This is a genomic window from Pseudomonas sp. C9D1, assembly GCF_056491235.1.
On sequence record NZ_JBSZIE010000001.1, the window covers coordinates 1,301,286 to 1,325,745 of the forward strand.

The following is a 24,460-nucleotide window of genomic DNA, read 5'->3' on the forward strand; positions in this document are numbered from 1 at the left end:
AGGTCGGGTGCAACCCGACAGCTCAACTCGACCCCTCTTGCGGATTTCACCCACCGTACATGCCGATCGCTGCACATGCCGGGTGCGGATTAACCCTGCCGCTTAGCCTCGCGGTATTCCCCCGGTGTCTGCCCGGTCCAGGTCTTGAAGCTGCGGTGGAACGAGCGTGACTCGGTGAAGCCGAGGTAGCTGGCGATGTCCTGGATGGCCAGGTCGCTGCGCAGCAGGTAGTGCTCGGCCAGTTCCTGGCGCAGTTCGTCGAGGATCTGTTGGTAGCTGGTGCCGGCCTGCTGCAGGTGGCGCTGCAGGGTGCGCACCGTCATGTGGAATTTCTCCGCGACCCGTTCCTTGCGTGGCAGGCCGTCCTTGAGCAGCAGGCGCAGGGCGTTCTTCACCCGTTGCGGCAGGGGTTCGTCCTGGTCCAGCCCGGCCATCAGCGCCAGGGCATGTTCCTCGAGGGTGCGCAGCAGGTTGGCGTCGGCCTGGCGCAGGGGCACGCCGAGGTACTCCATGGGCACCAGCAGGGCATTGCAGGCCTGGTCGAAGCGGATCGGACAGCCGAAGACGTCTTCGTAATCCTCCAGGCGGGTGCCGGCGGGCTGGGCGTGTTCGAACCAGACCTCGCGGGGCGAGCGCTCCATGTCGGCGATCCAGCGGGCGTAGAGCAGCCAGGAGGCGAGCACGTTCTCCACCATGTGGCGGCGGATCTCCGGGGCTTCGTGGCGGCAGTTCCAGATCAGGCGGATGTGGTCGCCCGCGGCTTCCATGCGGCTGGTGCCCATGTCGCCCACCAGTTTTTCGTACGGGACGATGCGGCTCATGGCCTCGCCCAGGGTGGCGCAGTTCATGGTGATGTAGCCGAGCACGCTCCACGAGCCCGGCTGCACGAAGCGGGCGGAATGCAGGCCGAACAAGGGGTCGTCGGAGACCGCCATCAGGTGCTGCAGCAGGCGTTCATGGGCTTCGCTGGGCATGCGCTTGCCGTTGTCGGCCAGCTCCTCGGCGCGGATGCCGGCAGCGTCGAGCGCAGCGGCCACGTCCAGGCCGAGGTGCTCGGCATGGCGCAGGTACTTGAGCAGGGCGGGGACGGAGGTATAGCCGAGGGAATCCATGGTTTCTTCTTGTTCTGAAATGTCTTGATTGGCGATAGCCACTGTCCCGATCCGACAGTGACGCCCTTGCGCGGCTGGCTAGTATAGGCACCCATTGAAAGCCTCCGAAACAACTCGAACAAGGAGAAGGGCATGCGACGCTGGAACGGCTGGGGTGAAGAGTCGACCGTGGTGGAACTGCCGGCCAATGGCACGGATTTTCTGGCCCAGCGCGTCGGCGCCGGGCAGCGCCTGGACGACGCCACCCTGGCGCAAGTGCTGGCGCAGGTGCCGGCCTCGCGCCTGCCGCCCCATGTGCTGGTCAGCCAGGACGCCGAGGAGCGCGTGCGCCACGCCCGTGGCCAGAGCCTGCCGGATTGGCTGGCCATGCGCGAAGGCCGTTTCGAGGTGTTCCCCGATGGCGTCGCCTACCCGGAAACCGCCGAGGACATCCGCCAGCTGATGGCCTGGGCCCGGACCCACGACATCGTGCTCATCCCCTACGGCGGCGGCACCTCGGTGGCCGGCCACATCAACCCGCAGGCCGGCGAGCGGCCGGTGTTGACCCTGTCCCTCGAACGCATGAGCCGCCTGCTGGACCTGGACGAGCAAAGCCTGATCGCCACCTTCGGCCCCGGCGCCAACGGGCCGCAGGTGGAGAGCCAGCTGCGTGCCAAGGGCTACACCCTCGGCCACTTCCCGCAGTCCTGGGAGCTGTCGACCATCGGCGGCTGGGTCGCCAGCCGTTCCAGCGGCCAGCAATCCCTGCGTTATGGTCGCATCGAGCAACTGTTCGCCGGTGGCACCCTGGAGACCTTCGACGGCCCGCTGGAGCTGCCGACCTTCCCGGCCTCGGCCGCGGGGCCGGACCTGCGCGAAGTGGTGCTGGGCTCCGAAGGCCGCTTCGGGGTGATTTCCGAGGTGCGCGTACGGGTCACCCGCCTGGCCGACCAGGAAAGCTTCTACGCCGTGTTCCTGCCCAGTTGGGAACAGGCCCTGGCGGGCATCCGTGCGCTGGCCCAGGCGCGGGTGCCGCTGTCGATGCTGCGCCTGTCCAACGCCATCGAGACCGAAACCCAGCTGGCCCTGGCCGGCCACCCCGAGCAGATCGCCCTGCTGGAGAAGTACCTGGCTTTCCGCGGTGCGCGCACCGGCAAATGCATGCTGACCTTCGGCGTCACCGGCAACCGCCAGCAGAACGCCGTATCGCTGCGCCAGGCGAAGAAGCTGCTGAAGGGCTTCGGTGGCGTGTTCACCGGCACCCTGCTGGGCAAGAAGTGGGCGGAGAATCGCTTCCGCTTCCCCTACCTACGCCATGGCCTGTGGGATGCCGGCTACGTGGTCGACACCCTGGAGACCGCCACCGACTGGATCAACGTCGACAACCTGCTGAACAAGGTGGAAGCCAGCCTGCGTGACGGCCTGGCGGAGGAGGGCGAGCGCGTCCACGTCTTCACCCACCTGTCCCACGTCTACGGCGAGGGCTCCAGCATCTACACCACCTATGTGTTCCGTCCGGGCGCGAGCTACGAGCAGGCCCTGCAGCGCTGGAGCCGCTTGAAGCGCGCGGCCAGCGAGGTGATCGCACACAACCGCGGCACCATCAGCCACCAGCACGGCGTGGGTCGCGACCATGCGCCCTGGCTGCCGGTGGAGAAGGGCGAGCGCGGCATGGCGGTGCTCAAGGCGCTGGCCGGGCACTTCGACCCCGAGGGCCGCCTGGCTCCCGGCGTGCTGATCCAGGATTGACCATGCAGCCCTGGAACGCGGCCTGGCGCGAGCGCGCGCTGCCGGAGCTGGCGGCGCGGGATTGGGACCTGATCGTCGTCGGCGGCGGCATCACCGGCGCCGGCATCCTTCGCGAGGCGGCCCGGCGTGGCTGGAAGTGCCTGCTGCTGGAGCAGCGCGACTTCGCCTGGGGCACTTCCAGCCGCTCCTCGAAGATGGTCCACGGCGGCCTGCGCTATATCGCCAAGGGCCAGTTCGGCCTGACCCGTGACTCGGTACGCGAACGCCAACGCCTGCTGGCCGAGGCGCCAGGGCTGGTGGATCCGCTGAGCTTCGTCATGCCCCACCGTGGCGGCTTCCCCGGCCCCCGCGTGTTCGGCAGCCTGCTGGCGGTCTACGACGCCCTGGCAGGCAAGCGCAACCACCTCTATCACTCACTGCAGCAGCTGCGCTTCCTCACCCCGGGGCTGGACGAGGCGAAGCTGCAGGGCGGCACCCAGTTCTTCGATGCGGTCACCGACGATGCGCGCCTGGTGATGCGCGTGCTGGCCGAGGCCCGGCGCGATGGCGGCGAGGCGCTCAATGGCCTGCGCGTGGTGGAGCTGACCCGCGAGCAGGGCCAGGTGGTCGGCCTGGTGGCGGAAGACATCGAGAGCGGCCAGCGCTACGCCCTGCGGACCCGCGCCGTGGCCCAGGCCACCGGTGCCTGGGCCGATCGCCTGCGCCGCCGCGAGGGCAGCGAGCACATCCGCCCCCTGCGTGGCAGCCACCTTTTACTGCCGGGCTGGCGCCTGCCGCTGGCCCACGCCATCAGTTTCATGCACCCGGCCGATGGCCGCCCGGTGTTCGTCTTCCCCTGGGAAGGCGCGACCGTGGTCGGCACCACCGACCTCGATCACCGCGACGAGCTGGACCTGGACGCGCGCATCAGCGCCGAGGAGGTGGACTACCTGCTGGCCGCCTGCCGCGAGCAGTTCCCCGCTGCCGCCATCGGGCGTGCGGACGTGCTCTCCACCTGGGCCGGCGTGCGCCCGGTGGTGAGCGACGGCGAGGCGTCGCTGAAGCCCTCCGACGAGAAGCGCGAGCATGCGCTGTGGGTCGAGCCCGGCTGCGTGACCCTGGCCGGCGGCAAGCTGACCACCTTCCGCCTGCTGGCGCTGGAGGTGCTGCGCGCCTGCGCCGGTTTCAACGGCCGCACGGTGGACGATCTCGGTGCAGCGGTGTTCAAGCCGGCGCCGTTGGCGAGCCTGCCTGGCCTGGGCCCCTTGGCGCAGCGGCGCCTGGCGGGGCGGCATGGCCCGGAGCTCGCCGCTGTCGCCCGACTGATCGATGGACTGGGCAGCGAGCGCGTCGGCGCCACCGATACCCTCTGGGCCGAATTGGCCTGGGCGGCGGAAGCCGAGCTGGTGCTGCACCTGGACGACCTGCTGCTGCGACGCACCCGCCTGGGCCTGTTGTTGCCCGGTGGCGGTGCGGCGCTGATGCCGCGCATCCGCACGCTGTGCCAGGCCCGCCTGGGCTGGAGCGATGGGCGCTGGGAAGACGAGGAACGGGCCTATGCTGCGCTCTGGCAGCGCAGCTACAGCCTGCCCGCAGAATAAGAACAAGGAATCCACCGTGAGCGAGAAGAGCTACCTGCTGGCGATAGACAACGGTACCCAGAGTGTCCGTGCGCTGCTGTTCGACCTGGAAGGCAACCTGGTGGGCAAGGGCAAGGTGCCGCTGGAGGCCTACTACTCCAAGCAGCCCGGCTGGGCCGAGCAGGACGCGGAGTACTACTGGTCGAGCCTCGCCGAAGCCTGCCGCTTGCTGTGGGAATCGGTGGATATCGATCGCAGCCTGATCCGTGGCGTCTCCGTCACCACCCAGCGCGGCACGGTGATCAACGTCGACGAGCAGGGCACGCCGCTGCGCCCGGCGATCATCTGGCTGGACCAGCGTCGCGCCGAGGTCGAAGGGCGTATCAAGGGCCCCTGGGGCTGGCTGTTCCGCCTGCTGCGCATCGAAGGCACGGTGGACTACTTCCGTGCCCAGGCCGAAGTGAACTGGGTGTCGCAGCACCAGCCGGACATCTGGCAGCGCACCCACAAGGTGCTGCTGCTGTCGGGCTTCCTCACCCACCGCCTGTGCGGGCGCTTCGTCGATTCGGTGGCCTGCCAGGTGGCCTATCTGCCGTTCGACTACAAGCGCCTGGACTGGGCCTCGCCCAAGGACTGGAAGTGGCAGGCGATGCCGGTGCGCCGCGAGCAGCTGCCGGACCTGTTCAAGCCGGGCGAGCGCCTGGGCAGCATCAGCGCCGAGGCCAGCCGCCTGACCGGCATCCCCGAGGGACTGCCGCTGATCGCCGCCGGGGCCGACAAGGCCTGCGAGGTGATGGGCTCGGGCGGGGTGGAGCCGGACACGGCCTGCCTCTCCTACGGCACCACGGCGACCATCAACACCACCCGTCGCAGCTACCTGGAAACCATCCCGCTGATCCCGCCCTATCCGGCGGCAATCCCCGATCACTTCAATACCGAGGTGATGATCTACCGCGGCTTCTGGATGGTCAGCTGGTTCAAGCAGGAGTTCGGCCTGCGCGAGATGCAGCGGGCCGAGGAACTGGGCGTCGAGCCCGAGGCGCTGTTCGACGAACTGGTCAACAGCGTGCCGCCCGGTTCCATGGGCCTGATGCTGCAGCCCTACTGGACGCCGGGCATCCGCGAGCCCGGGCTTGAAGCCAAGGGCTCGATCATCGGCTTCGGCGATGTGCACACCCGCGCGCACATCTACCGCGCCATTCTCGAAGGCCTGGCCTACGCGCTGCGCCAGGGCAAGGAACGCATCGAGAAGCGCTCGGGCACGCCGATCAAGCGTTTGCGCGTCTCCGGTGGCGGTTCGCAAAGCGATGCGGCCATGCAGCTGACGGCCGATATCTTCGGCCTGCCGGCGGAGCGGCCACACGTCTACGAAACCTCGGGGCTGGGTGCCGCCATCGACTGCGCGGTCGGCCTGGGGTTGCACCCGGACTTCCCCACGGCGATAAGCGCCATGACCCGCGTCGGCCAGGTGTTCCACCCGGACCCGCAAGCGCAACGCATCTACGAGCGGCTCTACCAGGGGGTGTACCAGCGCATGTACCGGCAGCTGAAGCCGCTGTACCAGAGGATCCGCGAGATCACCGGGTACCCGGCCTGATGCGGTTGACGCATTGGGTCGGGGTCGACCCGGCGTCGCGGTGACGGGTTGATCGCGGATGAGCTCGCTCCCACGAGGAGCGGGCGCCTGTCACGCAGGCAATGAAAAACGCCCCCGGAGCAGAACTCCGGGGGCGTTTTCGTTACGGCCTGGATCAGGCGACATCCACCAGCACGATCTCGGTGTCTTCACTGGCGGTGAAGCTCAGCACCTCGACATCACGTACCGCTACGCCGTCGCGGGCTTCGGCGGCCACGCCGTTGACCTCGTAACGACCCTTGGCGGCCACCAGGTAGGCCTTGCGGCCATTCTCCAGGCGGTATTCCGCAGTCTGCCCGGCGGTCAGCGTGGCGGCCACCAGCCGTGCGTTGGCGCGGATGTGCAGGGCGTCGCCGCCCTCGTCTATGCCGCTGGCCAGGGTCACGAAGCTGCCGGCACGCTCGCCTTTCGGGAAGGGCTTGGCACCCCAGGAGGGCGCGGCGCCGAACTCGGTGGGCATGATCCAGATCTGGAAGATCTTGGTGGTCTCGCCTTCGAGGTTGTACTCGCTGTGGGTGATGCCGGTGCCTGCGCTCATCACCTGCACATCGCCGGCTTCGGTGCGGCCCTTGTTGCCCAGGTTGTCCTGGTGGGTGATCGCGCCTTCACGGACGTAGGTGATGATCTCCATGTCGCGGTGGGGGTGCGGTGGGAAACCGCTGTCGGCAGCGATCTCGTCATCGTTCCAGACCCGCAGTTGGCCCCAGTTCATCCGCGCCGGATCGTGGTACTCGGCGAAGGAGAAGTGGTGACGGGCGTTGAGCCAGCCGTGGTGGGCGCCGCCGAGCTGGTTGAAAGGGCGTACTTCGATCATTGGAATCTCCTCAGTGCTCGCAGTGGGTTGGGCTCTGCGGCGTGTTGGAGGCCATTTTTCATCAAGTTCTTATCGACAAAAAGCGTAAATTATTCAACAAACAAATCGACATATTAGATAGGTGTGTAATCCGCCTCCGACGCTTGTCTCATCTTGTTCTTACGGTCGAGGCCTATACTCGGCCGACTCACCCTGGATGGAGTGGCCCATGAGCGAGCGCAAGGCATTGCTGATCCTGCACGGCAAGCAGGCATTGAACGAGGACGTGCGAGTGGCCGTCGAGGCACGCCGGGAGGCGGGCTGGGAGTTGGCGGTGCGGGTGACCTGGGAGGGCGGCGATGCCGGGCGCATCGTCGAAGAGGCCCTGGCCGCCGGGTATCGCACGCTCATCGCCGGGGGCGGCGATGGCACCTTGCGTGATGTCGCCGAAGCCATGGCCCTGGCGGACCAGGACGCCAGCCTGGCGCTGTTGCCCCTGGGCACCGCCAATGACTTCGCCCGGGCCGCCGGGGTGCCGCTGCTGCCCGGCGAGGCCCTGGCGCTGCTGGATGTGCCGCCGCAGCCCATCGACCTGGGGGAGGCCGACGGGCGGCTGTTCCTCAATATGGCCACCGGCGGCTTCGGCTCGAAGATCACCGCCAATACCTCCGAAGACCTGAAGAAGGTGCTGGGCGGCGCGGCCTACTTCCTCACCGGGCTGACGCGCTTCTCCGAGGTGCATTCGGCTTTCGGCCGCTTCAAGGGGCTGGATTTCGAGTGGGAGGGCGAGTTCCTCGCTGTGGGCATCGGCAACGGCTGCCAGGCAGGCGGTGGGCATGTGCTGTGCCCGCGCGCCAAGGTCGATGACGGGCTGCTGGAGCTCTGCATCGTGCCGGCCCCGCAGGATGTGGTCGGCACCCTGGGTACGTTGCTTTCGGGGGGTATCGGCGGGGTGGAGGCGGTGTCGGTGAGTGCGCGGTTGCCGTGGGTGGAGGTGGAGGCGCCCGAGGGGTTGGACATGAATCTCGACGGAGAACCCATGGAATGCAGCAAGGTTCGCTTCAATGCGCGCCGCAACGCACTACGCTTACATTTGCCGGACGGTTCCCCGTTGCTGCAAGGCACTGAGGGATGAGTGGCTTCTGGTGCCGTCGCGCCCCGTGGTGCATGATGGCGCCAAGCCATGATGGCTACAGTTCCAAGGCCTTCTGCCGATAAGCAACTGCAGCCGCAGTCTGGCTCGAACATCCAACAGGAGCATGCAATGGCCGGTATTCTCGACACAGTCGATCAACGTACCCAACTGGTGGGCGAGAACCGCCTGGAAATCCTCATGTTCCGCCTGGCCGGCCGCCAGCTGTTCGCCATCAACGTGTTCAAGGTGCAGGAAGTCCTGCAGCTGCCGAAGCTGACCCTGATCCCCCAGCGCCACCCCTTCGTCTGCGGCGTGGTCAACCTGCGCGGTCAGACCCTGCCGGTGATCGACCTGTCCCGCGCCATCGGCATGCGCGCGCTGGTGCCGGATGAGCGCAGCACCATCATCGTCACCGAGTACAACCGCTCGGTGCAGGCGTTCCTGGTGGGGGGCGTGGACCGCATCCTCAACCTCAACTGGGAGTCCATCCAGCCGCCGCCCGGTGGTGCAGGTCGCCAGCATTACCTGACGGCGATCACCAAGGTGGAGGACCAGATCGTCGAGATCATCGACGTCGAGAAGGTGCTCGCCGAAATCGTGCCCATGAGCACCCGGGTGTCCGAGGAGCGCTTGAGCAACCCGCTGCTGGAGAAGGCCCGAGGCCGCGAAGTGCTGCTGGTGGACGACTCCAATGTCGCGCTGACCCAGCTGCGCGAAACCCTCTCGCAGCTGGGTATCCGCACCCACTCGGTCAGCGACGGCCTCAAGGCACTGAACCTGCTGAAAAAGTGGGCCGACACCGGCGAGGTGATGACCGACAAGCTGCTGATGATCTTCACCGACGCCGAAATGCCGGAGATGGACGGCTACCGCCTGACCACCGAGATTCGCAATGACCCACGCCTGCGTGAGCTCTACGTGGTGATGCACACGTCGCTGTCCGGCAGCTTCAACGACGCCATGGTGAAGAAGGTCGGTTGCGACAACTTCCTCTCCAAGTTCCAGCCCGACAAGCTGGTGGACGTGGTGGCGGACCGCCTGAAGAAGGACGAGTGATCTTTATCGTGGTGCCGGGGTTGAGGCCCCGGCCCACGATTCCGTATAAGTGGGCTTTCGCTGACCGTCCAAGGAAGCCGGCCCATGTTGCGTCTCTCCGCTCTCTATCGTTTCCCCATGAAATCCGCGATCGGCGAACGCCTGCAGCGTGCCGAACTCGATGGCATCGGCCTGGCCGGTGATCGACGCTGGATGCTGGTGGACGCGAGCAATGGCCGTTTCCTCACCCAGCGCGCGCTGCCGCAGATGTCGCAACTGAGCGCGCTGTGGAACGCCTCCGGTGGCCTGACCCTGAGCACCGTCGGCCGCCCCAGCCTGGATGTGGCCCTGCCTGACCCGAACAGCGACCTGCGCGGCACCTTCATCTGGAAGGACTCGATGCTGGTGCCTGACGCCGGCGACGAGGCCGCTGCCTGGCTCAGCGAGTTCATCGGCAAGCCGTGCCGCCTGGTGCATGTGCCCAACGAGCGGGCACGGGACATCCCTGGCAGCCTGCTGCCCGAGGAGAAGGTCGGTTTCGCCGATGGCTTCCCGCTGCTGCTGATCGGCCAGGCCTCGCTGGATGACCTGTCCAGCCGTGTGGGTCGCCCACTGGAGATGCTGCGCTTCCGTCCCAACCTGGTGGTGGAGGGCAGCGCGCCCTTCGCCGAGGACGAGTGGAAGCGCATCCGCATCGGCGGCGTCGAGTTCAGCGTGGCCAAAGGCTGCACCCGTTGCATCCTCACCACCATCGACCCTGCCACCGGCGAGCGCAGCCCTGACCGCGAGCCCCTCACCACCCTCAAGACCTACCGCGAGCGCGAAGGCGAGCTGTACTTTGGGCAGAACCTGATCAACCGCAGCACCGGCACGCTGGAAGAGGGCATGGAAGTGGAAGTCCTGGAGTAAGACTCCGCGCTGCAACGGCTGCACAAACGAAACGGGCGCCCCATGGGCGCCCGTTTTGCGTTTCGGCTTCGATCACTGGTCGTCGAAGAAGCGCTCGTGCCAATCCACCAGGGGCTGCGGGGCGTTGAGCTTCTGCCCGTAGATGACGGAGTAGGACAGCACGTTCTGTACGTACTGGCGGGTTTCGTCGAAGGGGATGCTTTCCACCCAGACGTCGAAGGCCAGGTGGTTGGCGCCTTTGAGCCATTGGCGCACGCGGCCGGGGCCGGCGTTGTAGGCGGCGGAGGCGAGCACGCGGTTGCCGTTGAACTGGCCGTGCACCTGGCTGAGGTAGGCGGCGCCGAGCTGGATGTTGACGTCCGGGTTGAGCGCCTGTTGCGGTGAGGCGAGGGGAATGCCGAACTTGCGCGCGGTCTCCTTGGCGGTGCCGGGCATCAGTTGCATCAGGCCCATGGCACCGACGCCGGAGCGGGCGTCGGCCATGAAGGCGCTTTCCTGGCGGGTGATGGCGAACACCCAGCTGGAATGCAGGCCACGCAGGCGCGCCTGCTGGGTCAGGGCGCCGCGGTGGGCCATGGGGAAGCGGATGTCCAGGTCGTCCCAGTACTGGGCCTGGCTGATGGTGCGGATGGCCGGGAAGTACCACTGCATGTCATAGGCGAGCTTGGCCTGGGCGACCATTTCGTCACGGCTGAACAGGCGGCTGACGTAGTACCACTCGCGGCGACCGTCGACGATCTGGCCGCGGTCGTGGAACTCCAGGGCCCGGCGGATGCCCGCGGTGTTGCGCACCTTCTGCACCAGGCGCGGGTCCAGGGCCAGCGGCTTGTTGTTGAGCTGGTAGGGCGTCTGGATGCGGTCGGCGGCGAGGAAGCCGTAGAAGTCACGCTCCTTGGCCAGGGGCTGGTAGAGGCGGGCGGCTTCGGCGCTCTGCGGCTGGGCCAGCTGCAGGGAGCGGGCCTGCCAGTAGCGCCAGCGGTTGGTATTGGCCAGCTCGGCGGGCATCTGCTTGGTCAGCTTGTAGGCGTCGTCCCACTGGCCCAGGCGCAGCAGCAGGCGCGCGCGCCATTCGCTGACGGTGTTGTCGCGCAGCTTGGGGTCGTACTGGGTCATGAGCTTGAGGGCGCGAGGGTCGTAGCGCTTGGCCAGGGTGAGGCCGATCTCGCGGGCGATGGCGACCTTCTCGCTGCTGGAGAACTTCATCCGCGCGGCGTAGCCATCCAGCAGGGCCATGGCCTTTTCCGGATCCTGGCGGGCCAGGCGGCGCAGGCCGAGGCCGACCACATCGCCCATGGCCTTGTCGGCCGGGGCGAAGCGGGCGGTCTGGCTGAGCATCTGCGGGTTCTGCGCGACATCCAGCAGCAGCTTGCCCTGGGTCTGAAGCGTTGGCAGGCCCTTCACCAGGAAGCTGGCGAGGCCATAGTTGCGCGCCTCGGCGGCGAGCTTGGCGCGGCGCCAGCGCATCTGCTCGGTCATCTGGCCTTCGGCGCGCCACAGGTCGAAGAGCACGTCACAGGCCTCGGGCTGGGACTTGCCCACCAGCCAGAGTTTCTCGGCGCTCTTGTAGCCTTCGGCCTTGAGGCCGTTCTTGATCTGGTACTGGCCGTAGAGGCAGTCCAGCTCGGTGAAGTTCATCTTCGGGTCGTAGTAATTGACGAAGGTCTTCCATTCGCCGCGCTCGGCCAGCCAGCGCAACCAGCGCAGCTTCATCCAGTTGGCCTGGGGCAGGTCGCCATGCTCGGCGAGGAATTTCTCGATCTCGTCGTTGCTGGCCCACTTCAGGCGCGCGGTGAGTTCGTCATAGGCCAGGTAGGGCTCCAGCGGGTAGTCGGCCAGGGCATTGGCGTAACGCTTGTAGGGGCCGCTGTCACCCTTGGCCAGGGCGCGCTTGGCCTCGTCGTACATCTGACGTTGCTGGGCAAGGGGGACCGCTTGGGCTGCATCGAGGGTGACGGTGGTGAGAAGCAGGCAGGAGAACAGGCTGAGCAGACGACCGCGCATGACACTTCCGGGTAGAGAAATCGTATGGGGCAACGGCCTGGCCGCCACCGGATCTGCGTAGCTTAGCCTGTTGCCCTGCCCGGGTGAAATCGGATGCGGTGGAGGAAACATGATGAAAAAATGGCGGATATGCCAAGGCGCAAACCGGGTAGAATGCGCCCCCTGTTTTCGGAGGCGCCCATGACCCTGCTCAAGTTCAGCGATGTATCCCTTGCCTATGGCTCCATGCCGCTGCTGGACAAGGTGTCATGGCAGATAGCCCGTGGCGAGCGGGTGTGCATCATCGGCCGCAACGGCACCGGCAAGTCGAGCATGCTGCGCCTGGTGAAGGGCGACCAGCATGGCGATGACGGCGAGATCTGGCGCGCCCCTGGCCTGAAGATCGGCGAGCTGCCGCAGGAACTGCCGCGTGCCGACGATCGCACCGTGTTCGACGTGGTTGCCGAAGGGCTGGCCGGCGTCGGCGCGCTGCTGGCCGAGTACCACCACCTCAGCCAGAACATCCATAACGACGAAGACCTGAACAAGCTGATGCACGTGCAGCAGGAGCTTGAGGCGAAGGATGGCTGGCGCCTGCAGCAACTGGTGGACAGCACCCTGAGCCGCCTGCAACTGCCGGCCGACAAGACCCTGGCCGAGCTGTCCGGTGGCTGGCGTCGCCGCGTGCTGCTGGCCCAGGCGCTGGTTTCCGAGCCCGACCTGCTGCTGCTGGACGAGCCGACCAACCACCTGGATATCGGCGCCATCGCCTGGCTGGAAGAGGCGCTGATGGGCTTTGGCGGCGCCGTGCTGTTCATCACCCACGACCGTTCCTTCCTGCAGAACCTGGCGACGCGCATCCTCGAACTGGATCGCGGCCACCTGATCGACTGGAACGGCGATTACGCCAGCTTCCTAGTGCACAAGGAGCAGCAACTGGCGGCGGAAGAGACCGCCAACGCGCTGTTCGACAAGCGCCTGGCCCAGGAGGAGGTGTGGATCCGCCAGGGCATCAAGGCCCGTCGTACCCGTAACGAAGGGCGTGTACGTGCGCTGAAGGCGATGCGCAGCGAGCGTGCCGAGCGTCGCGAGCGCCAGGGCAAGGCCAATATCCAGCTGGAGACCGCCGACAAGTCGGGCAAGCAGGTGATGGTCGCCGAGAACGTGGGCTTCGCCCATCCGGGCGGCGCGCCGCTGATCCGCGATTTCTCCCTGGTGCTGCAGCGTTCCGACCGTATCGGCCTGCTGGGCGCCAACGGCACCGGCAAGACCACCCTGCTCAAGCTGCTGCTGGGCGACCTGGAGCCGACCAGCGGCAAGATCGAGGTGGGCACCAAGCTGGAAGTGGCCTATTTCGATCAGTTGCGTCACCAGCTTGAGCCCGAGAAGACGGTGATCGACAACATTTCCGAAGGCCGCGATTTCATCTCCATCGATGGCCAGAATCGCCATGTGCTGAGCTACCTGGGCGACTTCCTGTTCAGCCCGCAGCGTGCGCGTACACCGGTCAAGGCTCTGTCGGGCGGCGAGCGTGCGCGCTTGCTGCTGGCGAAGCTGTTCAGCAAGCCGGCCAACCTGCTGGTGCTGGACGAACCGACCAACGACCTGGATGTGGAAACCCTCGAACTGCTGGAAGAGGTGCTGCTGAACTTCCCGGGCACCGTACTGATGGTCAGCCACGACCGGGCCTTCCTGGATAATGTGGTGACCAGCACCCTGGTGTTCGAAGGTGAAGGCCGCGTGCGTGAGTACGTCGGTGGCTACCAGGACTGGCTGCGCCAGGGTGGTTCGCCGCGCCTGCTGGGTGTGGGCGAGACCAAGTCCGGCAAGGCCGAGCCCACCGCCACCGTCGCACCGGCTCCGGTGGCCGCCGCCCCTGCTGTGAGCGAGGCCGAGGCGCCGAAGAAGAAACTCAGCTACAAATTGCAGCGTGAGCTGGAAGCCCTTCCCGGCCAGATCGAGACCCTGGAAGCGGAGATGGCAGCGGTACAGCAGGAAATTTCCGACCCGGCGTTCTACCAGCGGCCTGCAGAGCAGACCCGCACGGTACTGGAGCGCTTCGAGAAGCAACAGCAGGAGCTGGATCGCCTGCTGGAGCGCTGGGCCGAACTGGACGACTGAAGAATCACCGAGCTGGAGAGCCCATGGCTGTCGAGTACCGCATCACCCTGGATGACGAACACGAGTTCAGCTATCGCATCGAGCTGGATCGGCAGTACGACGAGGAGCGCGCGCTCGCCGCGCCGAAGTGGACGCGCCTGGAGTTCCAGCAGTGCAGCAACTGCCCGCTGTCGAAGGACAAGTTCAGCCATTGCCCGGCAGCGGTCGACCTGCACCGGGTGATCGAGGACTTCCACGGGCTGCCGGCCTTCAAGAAGGCGGTGTTCCTGGTGCGCACGCCGGAACGTGAATACACCAAGCAGGTGGGGCTGGAAGAGGGGCTGCGTGCCCTGCTGGGCGTGATCATGGCGACCAGCGCCTGCCCGGTGCTGGGCCGGCTCAAGCCGATGGCCCATCAGCACCTGCCGTTCGCCAGTAACCAGGAGTTCATCCTGCGCGCCGTGTCTCTGTATCTGTCGCGGCAGTACTTCAACTTCCGTGAAGGGCGGCATGCGGATTGGGAGCTGAAGGGGCTGGTGCGTCTGTTCCAGCAACTGCAGCTGGTCAACCAGGCGTTCTGGCAGCGCATTCACGATGTGTGCGATGGCGATTCGAACCTGAAGGCCTTCCTGACCTTCTTCTCCATGGCCTCGAGCATGACCTACTCGCTGGAAACCCAGCTGCAGAAGATCCGCCCGCTGGTGATGAGCGCCGACGAAGGCTTCTTCTGAAGCCTCCGCCGGCTGCTGGTTCAGTCGGTTTTCTTCAGGCGTACGGCAATCACGTCGCAGGGCGCGCCGTGGAGCACGTCGTTGGCGGTGGAGCCCAGGAGCAGGGCGAGGCCGTGGCGGCCGTGGCTGCCGACGACGATCAGGTCGCAGCCCTGTTCTTCGGCGAGGCGGTGGATTTCCTGGCGGGGCTGGCCGTAGGCCAGGTGGCGCTGCTCGGCGAGCAGTTCAGGGTAGAGACCGGCAAAGCCGTCCAGGCGTTCGCGGGCCTGTTCGAACTGTTGTTGCTGGAGCATCGAGAGGTCCATGGGCACATCGCCACCGAAGGCCATGGCCATGGGTTCGACGATATGCACCAGCGACAGCCTGGCCTGAGTCGCCTGGGCGAGGGCCTGGGCGCGGCGCACCACCGGGTGGCATTCATCGGTAAGATCGACGGCGACCAGAATGTGCTTATAGGGCATGGGTGACTCCTCCTTAAGGTTTGCGCTTGAACTGAGTATGGCCGCCATGGGTGCCTGGCGGCATGATTTTCATCATGGGATGACGTTATGACCCTCTGGTTGGTGGTATTTCTCCTGCTCGCTGTGCTCAGCCCCCTGGTCTGGTTGCTGCCATCCAAAGGGCAGCGCGGTCGCATGGAGCTGCGCATGGAGGCGCGGCGCATGGGGTTGGCCATGCAGCTGTCGCGCCAGGAGTGGCCGCACTGGCTGCCGGTGGAGCCGCCTCATTCCTGTGCCCAGTACCATCGCCCGCGTCCCCGCGGGGCGCCTGGTGCCTGGTGCTATTGGCAGGTGGCGCCTGGGCAGTGGCAGAACCAGTGGCGCGAGCCTTTGGAAGACCCGGCCATGCTGGCGCGATTCCAGGGGTTGCCAGCCGATGTCTACAAGATCGAGGCGAATGCACAGATGATCGCACTGTGCTGGGGCGAGCGGGGCACGCCCGAGGACCTGCAGCGCATCGCCGAGGTGCTGCGCGCAGTGGTGTGAGCGGGAGGTGAACCGGGCCGCGCAATGGGCCCGGGTGACGGCGGGGCGCTTCAGAGCTGCGTGGCGGCGTATTGGGCGGAGACGCCTTCGAGCCCGTCGATGATGCTGTCGGAGTACTTGTTGATCAGGAAGGGCACGCTGTTCTCGTTGTAGTTCTGCAGCGATTTCTCGATGTAGCGCCACTTGGTGCCGATGCTGGTCAGGGCTTGCTTGATCTCCGGGGTGTTTTTCGGCTGCTGCTCCAGGGCGTTGAGCTGGCCGGCGAAATCGCGTGCCAGTTCATCGATGGGCTTGCCTTCGCCGCCGCCGAAGAAGGAGGCGCCGACCGAGGCGCTACGCGAGGCGTAGTCGACGGCGATGGTCTGCATCAGCAGGCTTTGCTCGCGGCTTTGCTGGGTCAGTGGGGGGACGTTGACGCCGCTTTCCTGCTGGATCTTTCCGTACAGCTCCTTGGCCAGGGCCAGCAGCTTCTGATTGCGCGCGGTCATGTCGGCGATGGGCTGAAGGTCGGTGAAGCCCTTGGTCTTGAGCGCCACGACGAGATTGGTCAGTTCGCCGGAATAATCCTTCCATTGCTGGTTGAGTTGCGCGCTGAGGGCCTTGGAGCCGTCGCCGGGCATCTCGGTCAGTTCCTTCAGGCGCGCATCGGCCTGCTGGACGGACTCGTCGATCATCCGCGCATAGCGCTGATCGCCTTCCATGCCGTTGTACATATAGAAGTCGCCCAGGCTCTTCTGCGCGGCGAGGCGCATCTGGTGCAGCTTGAGCAGGCTTGTTGCGGGGTCGGCGGCTTGAGCGGGAATTGCGAAGGTGGAAAGGGTGAGCAGGGTGCCCAGCAGAATGGCAAGCGTACGGCTCGTCATGTCGCTACTCCGTGTGCCTCTAGGGGCTTCATCTAGTTGTTTTTGTTATTCGGCCTGTCCCGGCCGTATCGGGCGACTCTAACCTGCTGCGCTGGCGTTTGGCTAGCGTGCTGCAGGTCACGTTATTGAGCCTCCCGTCGCCCGCTTGATGGTCTGTCATAACCATCCCGCATGTTGCTTTCCAGAGGGGCCCCGGGCCTGCGCAAAGGCTGGTGGCAGAGCGGATTGAGCGTGGCCGTACGGTCACGAAGCACAATTGACAACAGCGGACTTTTCCGTGAATGTGTGCGCACCCAAATCAAACGGGCGTATGAATTGAGCGTTTGCCTTACAGACAACGTCCAATAACTACCCGATATCGCGTCGGTGGGTGTGCCGGACCGAATCGGACTAAGCTCGACGGCAATGCCTCGAGCCGGTTCGCCGGTTGGCTCCGATGTGTACTGTTCAGCTTCCATACCGTGGAGATCAGTTGATGATTTACGAAGGTAAAGCCATCACGGTTAAGGCTCTTGAGGGCGGCATCGTCGAACTGAAGTTCGACCTCAAGGGTGAGTCCGTCAACAAATTCAACCGTCTAACCCTGAATGAACTGCGTCAGTCGGTTGATGCCATCAAGGCCGATGCGTCGGTCAAGGGCGTTATCGTCAGCAGTGGCAAGGACGTGTTCATCGTCGGTGCGGACATCACCGAATTCGTCGACAACTTCAAGTTGCCCGATGAAGAGCTGGTGGCAGGCAACCTCGAAGCCAACAAGATCTTCAGCGATTTCGAAGACCTGCAGGTTCCGACCGTGGTCGCCATCAATGGCATCGCCCTCGGTGGCGGCCTGGAAATGTGCCTGGCCGGTGACTACCGCGTCATGAGCGAGACCGCCAAGATCGGCCTGCCGGAAGTCAAGCTGGGTATCTACCCGGGCTTCGGCGGCACCGTGCGTCTGCCGCGCGTGATCGGCACCGACAATGCCATCGAGTGGATCGCCTCCGGCAAGGAAAACAAGGCTGCCGACGCTCTGAAAGTGGGTGCCGTCGATGCCGTCGTTGCTCCTGCGAAACTCCAGGAAGCCGCTCTGGACCTGGTCAAGCGCGCCATCTCCGGCGAGCTGGACTTCAAGGCCAAGCGTCAGCCCAAGCTGGAAAAGATCAAGCTCAACGCCATCGAGCAGATGATGGCCTTCGAAACCGCCAAGGGTTTCGTGGCTGGCCAGGCCGGCCCGAACTACCCGGCTCCGGTCGAAGCCATCAAGACCATCCAGAAAGCCGCCAACTTCGGTCGTGACAAAGCGCTGGAAGTCGAGGCCGCCGGCTTCGTCAAGCTGGCCAAGACTCCGGTCGCGGCCAGCCTGATCGGCCTGTTCCTGAATGACCAGGAACTGAAGAAGAAAGCCAAGCAGTACGACGAAGTCGCGCGCGACGTGAAACTGGCTGCCGTACTCGGCGCTGGCATCATGGGCGGCGGTATCGCCTACCAGTCGGCTTCCAAAGGCACTCCGATCCTGATGAAGGATATCCGTGAAGAGGGTATCCAGATGGGCCTGAACGAGGCCTCCAAGCTGCTCGGCAAGCGCGTCGAGAAAGGCCGCATGACCCCGGCCAAGATGGCTGAGGCCCTGACCGCCATTCGCCCGACCATGTCCTACGGTGATTTCGGTGCTGTCGACATCGTCGTCGAAGCCGTGGTCGAGAACCCCAAGGTCAAGCAGATCGTGCTGGCCGAAGTGGAAGGCGTGGTTCGTGAGGACGCCATCCTGGCCTCCAACACCTCCACCATCTCCATCAGCCTGCTGGCCAAGGCGCTGAAGCGCCCCGAGAACTTCGTCGGCATGCACTTCTTCAACCCGGTGCACATGATGCCCCTGGTCGAAGTCATCCGTGGCGAGAAGTCCAGCGAAGTGGCCGTGGCCACCACCGTTGCCTACGCCAAGAAAATGGGCAAGAACCCGATCGTGGTCAACGACTGCCCCGGCTTCCTGGTCAACCGCGTGCTGTTCCCGTACTTCGGCGGCTTCTCCAAGCTGCTGGGCTTCGGCGTCGACTTCGTGCGCATCGACAAGATCATGGAGAAATTCGGCTGGCCCATGGGTCCGGCCTACCTCTCCGACGTAGTCGGCATCGACACCGGCCACCACGGCCGTGACGTCATGGCCGAAGGCTTCCCGGACCGCATGGCCGTGGAAGGCAAGACCGCCGTCGACGTGATGTACGAAGCCAATCGCCTGGGCCAGAAGAACGGCAAGGGCTTCTACGCCTACGAGACCGACAAGCGCGGCAAGCCGAAGAAAGTTTCCGATCCGGAAGCCTACGAGCTGCTGAAGTCCATCGTCGTTGAGCAGCGCGAGCTGACCGACGAAGACATCATCAACTTCATGATGATCCCGCTGTGCCTGGAAACCGTTCGTTGCCTGGAAGACGGCATCGTCGAGACCGCAGCTGAGGCCGACATGGGCCTGATCTACGGCATCGGCTTCCCGCCCTTCCGTGGTGGTGCACTGCGTTACATCGACTCCGTCGGTGTAGCCGAATTCGTTGCCCTGGCCGACAAGTACGCCGAACTGGGCGCGCTGTACCACCCGACCGCGAAGCTTCGTGAAATGGCCGCCAAGGGCCAGAAGTTTTTCGGTTAATCGCGGAACGAACAGAGCGAGAGTAGAAATATGAGCCTGAATCCTAGAGATGCAGTCATTGTCGACTTCGGCCGTACCCCGATGGGTCGTTCCAAAGGCGGCATGCACCGCAACACCCGTGCCGAGACCATGTCGGCGCACCTGATCAGCGGCGTCCTGGCCCGTAACACCAAGCTGGACCCGGCCGAAGTGGAAGACGTGATCTGGGGCTGCGTAAACCAGACCCTGGAACAGGGCTGGAACATCGCGCGCATGGCGTCGCTGATGACCCAGATCCCGCACACCAGCGCCGGCCAGACCGTCAGCCGTCTGTGCGGCTCCTCCATGAGCGCCCTGCACACTGCCGTGCAGGCCATCCAGACCGGCAACGGCGACGTGTTCGTGGTCGGTGGCGTGGAGCACATGGGTCACGTAGGCATGATGCACGGCGTCGATCCGAACCCGCACCTGTCCCTGTACGCGGCCAAGGCCTCGGGCATGATGGGCCTGACCGCCGAGATGCTGGGCAAGATGCACGGCATCAGCCGCGAGCAGCAGGACGCCTTCGGTGAGCGTTCTCACCGCCTGGCGCACAAAGCCACCGTCGAAGGCAAGTTCAAGGATGAAATCATCCCGATGCAAGGCTACGACGAGAACGGCTTCCTGAAGGTGTTCGACTTCGACGAAACCATCCGTCCGGAAACCACCCTCGAGAGCCTGGCCGCCCTGCGTCCTGCGTTCAACCCGAAAGGTGGCACCGTGACTGCGGGTACTTCTTCGCAGATCACCGACGGCGCTTCCTGCATGATCGTGATGAGTGCCCAGCGCGCCCAGGACCTCGGCATCCAGCCGATGGCCGTGGTACGTGCCATGGCGGTTGCCGGTGTCGATCCGGCGATCATGGGCTACGGCCCGGTGCCGTCCACTCAGAAGGCCCTGAAGCGTGCCGGCCTGACCATGGACGACATCGATTTCGTTGAACTCAACGAAGCCTTTGCCGCTCAGGCCCTGCCGGTGCTGAAGGACCTGAAACTCCTCGACAAGATGGAGCAGAAGGTCAACCTGCACGGCGGCGCCATCGCTCTCGGTCACCCGTTCGGCTGCTCCGGTGCGCGTATTTCCGGCACCCTGCTGAACGTGATGAAGCAGAACGGCGGTACCTTGGGCGTGTCCACCATGTGCGTGGGCCTCGGCCAGGGCATCACCACCGTCTTCGAACGCATCTAAGCGTACGAAGAGGGGGAAGACCGGGGCCTGGCGCCCCGGTTTTTGCTTTTATAAGGCTTATTTCGTCAGCAGGGGCTGGCCAGCGGGCGCCCGAGTGGGCACCATGCGCACCCTTCGCGAGCCGGCTATAGATGGATAGGAGGGGAACATGAGCCTGCAACCTGGACTCTATCGTCACTACAAAGGCCAGGAGTACCGCGTGATCGGGACTGCGCGGCACTCCGAGACCGAGGAAGAGCTGGTCGTCTACCAGGCCCTCTATGGCGAATACGGCCTCTGGGTGCGTCCGTTAGGGATGTTCACCGAGACGGTCGAGGTGAATGGCGAGCAGATCGCCCGCTTCGCACTGGTGACCGCCGAGTCAGATCTCTTTCCGCGCCGCTGAGGTATCGCGGGGCGGCGGGTAAGCTTGACCTTGTCTTGTTCGCCACTATATATAGCGGTGCCGCGTCAGGCGGCTCCCGCCTTTCATTTATCGAATTCAGGAAATTTCCGATCCATGGGCAAATCGCTGGTCATCGTGGAATCCCCGGCCAAGGCCAAGACCATCAACAAGTACCTGGGCAACCAGTACGTGGTGAAGTCGAGCATCGGCCATATCCGTGACCTGCCTACCAGCGGTTCGGCCAGTGCCAGCAAGGAACCGGTGAAGCGCGGCAAGGCGGCCGCGTCCGAGGCTCCCGCACTGTCGCCCAAGGAAAAAGCCAAGCGCCAGCTGTTCACCCGCATGGGCGTCGACCCCGAGCATGGCTGGAAGGCCAAGTACGAGATCCTTCCCGGCAAGGAAAAGGTGATCGAGGAACTGCGCCGTCTGGCCAAGGATGCCGACACCATCTATCTCGCAACCGACTTGGACCGCGAAGGGGAGGCCATTGCCTGGCACCTGCGGGAATCCATCGGTGGTGACGACAGCCGCTACAAGCGCGTGGTGTTCAACGAAATCACCAAGAAGGCCATCCAGGAAGCCTTCTCCCGCCCGGGCGAACTGGACATCAACCGTGTCAATGCCCAGCAGGCCCGTCGCTTCCTCGATCGCGTCGTGGGCTACATGGTTTCGCCGCTGCTGTGGCAGAAGATCGCCCGCGGCCTGTCCGCTGGCCGCGTACAGTCGGTGGCGGTGAAGCTGGTCGTGGAGCGTGAGCGCGAGATCCGAGCCTTCGTTCCGGAAGAGTACTGGGAAGTCCACGCCGACCTGGGTACTGCCAAGGGCGCCAACGTGCGTTTCGAAGTGGCCAAGGAGAAGGGGGCTGCCTTCAAGCCGCTGAACGAAGCCCAGGCCATGGCCGCGCTGGAGAAGCTCAAGTCCTCCAGCTACAGCGTCATGAAGCGCGAGGACAAGCCGACCTCGAGCCGTCCGTCCGCCCCCTTCATTACCTCCACCCTGCAGCAGGCTGCGAGCAACCGCCTGGGCTTCGGGGTGAAGAAGACCATGATGATGGCCCAGCGTCTCTACGAGGCGGGCTACATCACCTATATGCGTACCGACTCGACCAACCTCTCCGCCGACGCCGTCACCATGGTGCGCGGCTTTATCGAGGGTGAGTTCGGCGAGAAGTACCTGCCGGCCAAGCCGAACTTCTATTCGAGCAAGGAGGGCGCCCAGGAGGCGCACGAGGCGATCCGTCCTTCCGACGTCAACCTCAAGCCGACCCAGCTGTCGGGCATGGAGCGTGACGCCGAGCGCCTGTACGACCTGATCTGGCGCCAGTTCGTGGCCTGCCAGATGCCGCCGGCCGAATACCTGTCCACCACCGTTGCCGTGGCTGCCGGTGATTTCGAGCTGCGTGCCAAGGGCCGCATCCTCAAGTTCGACGGTTACACCCGCGTGCTGCCGCAACAGAGCAAGCCGGGCGAAGACGACGTGCTGCCGGACATGAAGGAAGGCGAGGGCCTGAAGCTGATCGAAGCTCGACCCCAGCCAGCACTTCACCAAGCCGCCGGCACGCTTCTCCGAGGCCAGCCTGGTCAAGGAGCTGGAAAAGCGTGGCATCGGTCGCCCGTCCACCTATGCGGCGATCATCTCCACCATCCAGGACCGCGGCTACGTCACGGTGCACAACCGCCGCTTCTATTCCGAGAAGATGGGCGACATCGTCACCGAGCGCCTGAATGAAAGCTTCTCCGACCTGATGGACTACGGCTTCACCGCCGGTATGGAAGAGAACCTGGACGATGTCGCCCAGGGCGAGCGCGACTGGAAGAACCTGCTGGACGAGTTCTACGGCGACTTCAAGAAAAAGCTGGAAGTGGCCGAGGTCGCGGACAGTGGCATGCGCGCCAACCAGCCGACGCCGACCGATATCGCCTGCCGCGAATGCGGCCGGCCGATGATGATCCGCACTGCATCCACGGGTGTGTTCCTCGGCTGCTCGGGCTACAGCCTGCCGCCGAAAGAGCGCTGCAAGGCCACCATCAACCTGGTTCCGGGCGACGAAATCGCCGCGGACGACGAGGGTGAGTCGGAGTCCCGCGTACTGCTTGGCAAGCACCGTTGCCCCATCTGCAGCACCGCGATGGATGCCTACCTGCTGGACGAGACCCGCAAGCTGCACATCTGCGGCAACAACCCGGATTGCGTTGGCTACGAGATCGAACAGGGCCAGTACCGCATCAAGGGCTATGAAGGCCCGAGCCTGGAATGCGACAAGTGTGGCAGCGAGATGCAGCTGAAGACCGGTCGTTTCGGCAAGTTCTTCGGTTGCACCAATCCCACGTGCAAGAACACCCGCAAGCTGCTGAAGAGCGGCGAGGCTGCACCGCCGAAGATCGACCCGATCAAGATGCCGGAGCTCAAGTGCGAGAAGGTGGACGACACCTACGTGCTGCGCGATGGCGCTTCGGGCCTGTTCCTAGCCGCCAGCCAGTTCCCCAAGAATCGCGAAACCCGTGCGCCCCTGGTGCTCGAGCTGATTCCGCACAAGGAAGAACTCGATCCCAAATACCACTTCCTGCTCAGCGCACCTGCCAAGGACCCGGATGGCCGTCCGGCAGTGATCCGCTTCAGTCGCAAGACCAAGGAGCAGTACGTGCAATCGGAAGTGGACGGCAAGCCTACCGGTTGGCGCGCCTTCTTCGACGGCGGCAAGTGGAAGGTCGAAGACAAGCGCTGATGGACTGTTGCGCGCCGGGGTAGCCTGGCGCGCATACTAGCCAACCGATTTTGCGACGGAGTGGCCGCCATGGCGCATGAACTCTATACCCGTACCAACCAGAAGCTCTATTTCGCCGGCCTGGCGCTCGAATCCTGGCGCAAGGCGGAAGAGGGCAGGGCGATGAATGCCCAGGCGCTGGTCCAGGCGGAGCGCGAAGCGGCGCTCTTCCACCTGTATGGTGCCTTGCTCGGGCTTTGCCACGAGATCGCGGGCTACTACCGCCTGCCCGAGGCCAATGCACCGCGCCCCGAGATGCTGCTCACTGCTGACGTGCTGGCTGCTGCGCCGAGCCCTGAACTATCGGAGCTGGTGGAACTGGCCCAGCAACAGGAAACCTGGCTTGCCGAGCTGCTGGTCGCCTATGGCGCGCTGTTCCTGCCGCCCCAGGCGCCGAAGAAGGCCAAGGTCGATCCGACGTTGCCTTTGATAGAAGCGGTGAGCGTCGATGACGAGCCGCCGGCCCTGTCCCGGGCAACCCTGGAAGAGTGGCGGCAACACCTGAAAAACCTGGCATTGCGTTTCCGCGAGGCGCTGTCGGAGTGCTGAGTTGATCGATGGGCTAGGGTGGCCCGTCAGCCGGCTGGTACAATGCCCACCTTTAGTGGAGAGATGACCCCATGCCAACGTCCTTTCTGGAAATAGTCGAGCTGCCCGACGGCCGCATCATCCTGCGCCGCGCGGAAGACGAGGAGGCGTTGGTGACGCTGGACTTCTCTTCTGACGCCAAGGCATTCCTGCAGGGGCATCACCTGGAAGTCGCCAAGGCCATGCTCAATGTGGGCGTGCAGATGGCCGGCCGCCTGGCTGAAGGCGAAGTGGACCACGAAGAAGGCCCGCGCGTCCTGCACTGACGGGACGCTCTGTCGGCTCCCGCTCGCTGGAACCGATTATTCCTCACCCGTGTTACCAACC

At 65.0% G+C, this 24,460-nt stretch carries 19 protein-coding genes and 1 pseudogene; 15 read left to right on the forward strand and 5 right to left on the reverse strand.

Annotated features, from left to right (window positions below):
- Window positions 1-89 precede the first annotated feature (89 nt).
- The gene (gene gliR, locus ACXI0U_RS06060) at window positions 90-1,112 is read right to left on the reverse strand and encodes an AraC family transcriptional regulator GliR (protein ID WP_479549888.1); all 1,023 of its coding nucleotides are present in this window, start codon (window positions 1,110-1,112) and stop codon (window positions 90-92) included.
- Between the two features lie 132 nt (window positions 1,113-1,244).
- Here gliR and ACXI0U_RS06065 point away from each other — a divergent pair, with 132 nt between their 5' ends.
- Genes ACXI0U_RS06065 through ACXI0U_RS06075 form a run of 3 tightly spaced genes read left to right on the forward strand, consistent with a single transcriptional unit; the run spans window position 1,245 to window position 5,996 of the window.
- Complete coding sequence (locus ACXI0U_RS06065; protein WP_021219555.1) at window positions 1,245-2,840, forward strand: FAD-binding oxidoreductase; 1,596 nt, start codon at window positions 1,245-1,247, stop codon at window positions 2,838-2,840.
- A 2-nt stretch (window positions 2,841-2,842) separates the two neighbouring features.
- Complete coding sequence (locus ACXI0U_RS06070) at window positions 2,843-4,420, forward strand: glycerol-3-phosphate dehydrogenase/oxidase (protein ID WP_479549889.1); 1,578 nt, start codon at window positions 2,843-2,845, stop codon at window positions 4,418-4,420.
- A gap of 16 nt (window positions 4,421-4,436) precedes the next feature.
- Window positions 4,437-5,996 carry an FGGY-family carbohydrate kinase gene (locus ACXI0U_RS06075; protein WP_479549890.1) on the forward strand — a complete coding sequence of 520 codons (1,560 nt, stop codon included), beginning with the start codon at window positions 4,437-4,439 and terminating at the stop codon, window positions 5,994-5,996.
- Window positions 5,997-6,150: 154 nt separating this feature from the next.
- On the opposite strand, the gene ACXI0U_RS06080 is transcribed toward ACXI0U_RS06075, so the two are convergent.
- Entirely contained in the window at window positions 6,151-6,849 is a 699-nt protein-coding gene (locus ACXI0U_RS06080; protein ID WP_423499383.1) for a pirin family protein, read from the reverse strand.
- A 208-nt stretch (window positions 6,850-7,057) separates the two neighbouring features.
- Between ACXI0U_RS06080 and yegS the strand changes: the two genes are divergently transcribed.
- The 3 genes from yegS (at window position 7,058) to ACXI0U_RS06095 (ending at window position 9,907) form a co-directional block, all read left to right on the forward strand.
- Window positions 7,058-7,963: a lipid kinase YegS gene (gene yegS, locus ACXI0U_RS06085; protein ID WP_479549891.1), complete on the forward strand. Its 906-nt coding sequence runs from the start codon at window positions 7,058-7,060 to the stop codon at window positions 7,961-7,963.
- A gap of 129 nt (window positions 7,964-8,092) precedes the next feature.
- The gene (locus tag ACXI0U_RS06090; RefSeq protein WP_021219550.1) at window positions 8,093-9,019 is read left to right on the forward strand and encodes a chemotaxis protein CheV; all 927 of its coding nucleotides are present in this window, start codon (window positions 8,093-8,095) and stop codon (window positions 9,017-9,019) included.
- 84 nt (window positions 9,020-9,103) lie between these two features.
- Window positions 9,104-9,907 (forward strand): MOSC domain-containing protein, encoded by an 804-nt coding sequence (locus ACXI0U_RS06095; RefSeq protein WP_021219549.1) that lies wholly within the window; start codon window positions 9,104-9,106, stop codon window positions 9,905-9,907.
- Window positions 9,908-9,979: 72 nt separating this feature from the next.
- On the opposite strand, the gene ACXI0U_RS06100 is transcribed toward ACXI0U_RS06095, so the two are convergent.
- Complete coding sequence (locus ACXI0U_RS06100) at window positions 9,980-11,908, reverse strand: transglycosylase SLT domain-containing protein (protein WP_184489221.1); 1,929 nt, start codon at window positions 11,906-11,908, stop codon at window positions 9,980-9,982.
- A gap of 180 nt (window positions 11,909-12,088) precedes the next feature.
- On the opposite strand from ACXI0U_RS06100, the gene ACXI0U_RS06105 reads away from it, so the two are divergent.
- Window positions 12,089-14,008: an ATP-binding cassette domain-containing protein gene (locus ACXI0U_RS06105; RefSeq protein WP_431483896.1), complete on the forward strand. Its 1,920-nt coding sequence runs from the start codon at window positions 12,089-12,091 to the stop codon at window positions 14,006-14,008.
- 23 nt (window positions 14,009-14,031) lie between these two features.
- The gene (locus ACXI0U_RS06110) at window positions 14,032-14,718 is read left to right on the forward strand and encodes a DUF6901 family protein (protein WP_021219546.1); all 687 of its coding nucleotides are present in this window, start codon (window positions 14,032-14,034) and stop codon (window positions 14,716-14,718) included.
- 20 nt (window positions 14,719-14,738) lie between these two features.
- On the opposite strand, the gene ACXI0U_RS06115 is transcribed toward ACXI0U_RS06110, so the two are convergent.
- Entirely contained in the window at window positions 14,739-15,179 is a 441-nt protein-coding gene (locus tag ACXI0U_RS06115; protein WP_021219545.1) for a universal stress protein, read from the reverse strand.
- 87 nt (window positions 15,180-15,266) lie between these two features.
- On the opposite strand from ACXI0U_RS06115, the gene ACXI0U_RS06120 reads away from it, so the two are divergent.
- The gene (locus tag ACXI0U_RS06120) at window positions 15,267-15,704 is read left to right on the forward strand and encodes a hypothetical protein (protein WP_423499378.1); all 438 of its coding nucleotides are present in this window, start codon (window positions 15,267-15,269) and stop codon (window positions 15,702-15,704) included.
- A gap of 50 nt (window positions 15,705-15,754) precedes the next feature.
- On the opposite strand, the gene ACXI0U_RS06125 is transcribed toward ACXI0U_RS06120, so the two are convergent.
- The gene (locus ACXI0U_RS06125; RefSeq protein ID WP_021219543.1) at window positions 15,755-16,567 is read right to left on the reverse strand and encodes a hypothetical protein; all 813 of its coding nucleotides are present in this window, start codon (window positions 16,565-16,567) and stop codon (window positions 15,755-15,757) included.
- Between the two features lie 475 nt (window positions 16,568-17,042).
- On the opposite strand from ACXI0U_RS06125, the gene fadB reads away from it, so the two are divergent.
- From fadB to ACXI0U_RS06155, 6 genes and pseudogenes are all read left to right on the forward strand, one after another.
- Window positions 17,043-19,190 (forward strand): fatty acid oxidation complex subunit alpha FadB, encoded by a 2,148-nt coding sequence (gene fadB / locus ACXI0U_RS06130; protein WP_021219542.1) that lies wholly within the window; start codon window positions 17,043-17,045, stop codon window positions 19,188-19,190.
- Between the two features lie 30 nt (window positions 19,191-19,220).
- The gene (gene fadA, locus ACXI0U_RS06135) at window positions 19,221-20,396 is read left to right on the forward strand and encodes an acetyl-CoA C-acyltransferase FadA (RefSeq protein WP_184489225.1); all 1,176 of its coding nucleotides are present in this window, start codon (window positions 19,221-19,223) and stop codon (window positions 20,394-20,396) included.
- Window positions 20,397-20,544: 148 nt separating this feature from the next.
- Window positions 20,545-20,781, forward strand: a complete 237-nt coding sequence (locus ACXI0U_RS06140) for a DUF1653 domain-containing protein (protein WP_021219540.1) — start codon at window positions 20,545-20,547, stop codon at window positions 20,779-20,781.
- Window positions 20,782-20,895: 114 nt separating this feature from the next.
- Window positions 20,896-23,506 (forward strand): annotated as a pseudogene (gene topA, locus ACXI0U_RS06145) (type I DNA topoisomerase).
- 69 nt (window positions 23,507-23,575) lie between these two features.
- On the forward strand, window positions 23,576-24,094 hold the full coding sequence (locus tag ACXI0U_RS06150; RefSeq protein WP_021219538.1) for a DUF6586 family protein: 519 nt from the start codon (window positions 23,576-23,578) through the stop codon (window positions 24,092-24,094).
- A gap of 71 nt (window positions 24,095-24,165) precedes the next feature.
- Window positions 24,166-24,399, forward strand: a complete 234-nt coding sequence (locus ACXI0U_RS06155) for a hypothetical protein (protein WP_021219537.1) — start codon at window positions 24,166-24,168, stop codon at window positions 24,397-24,399.
- Window positions 24,400-24,460 lie beyond the last annotated feature (61 nt).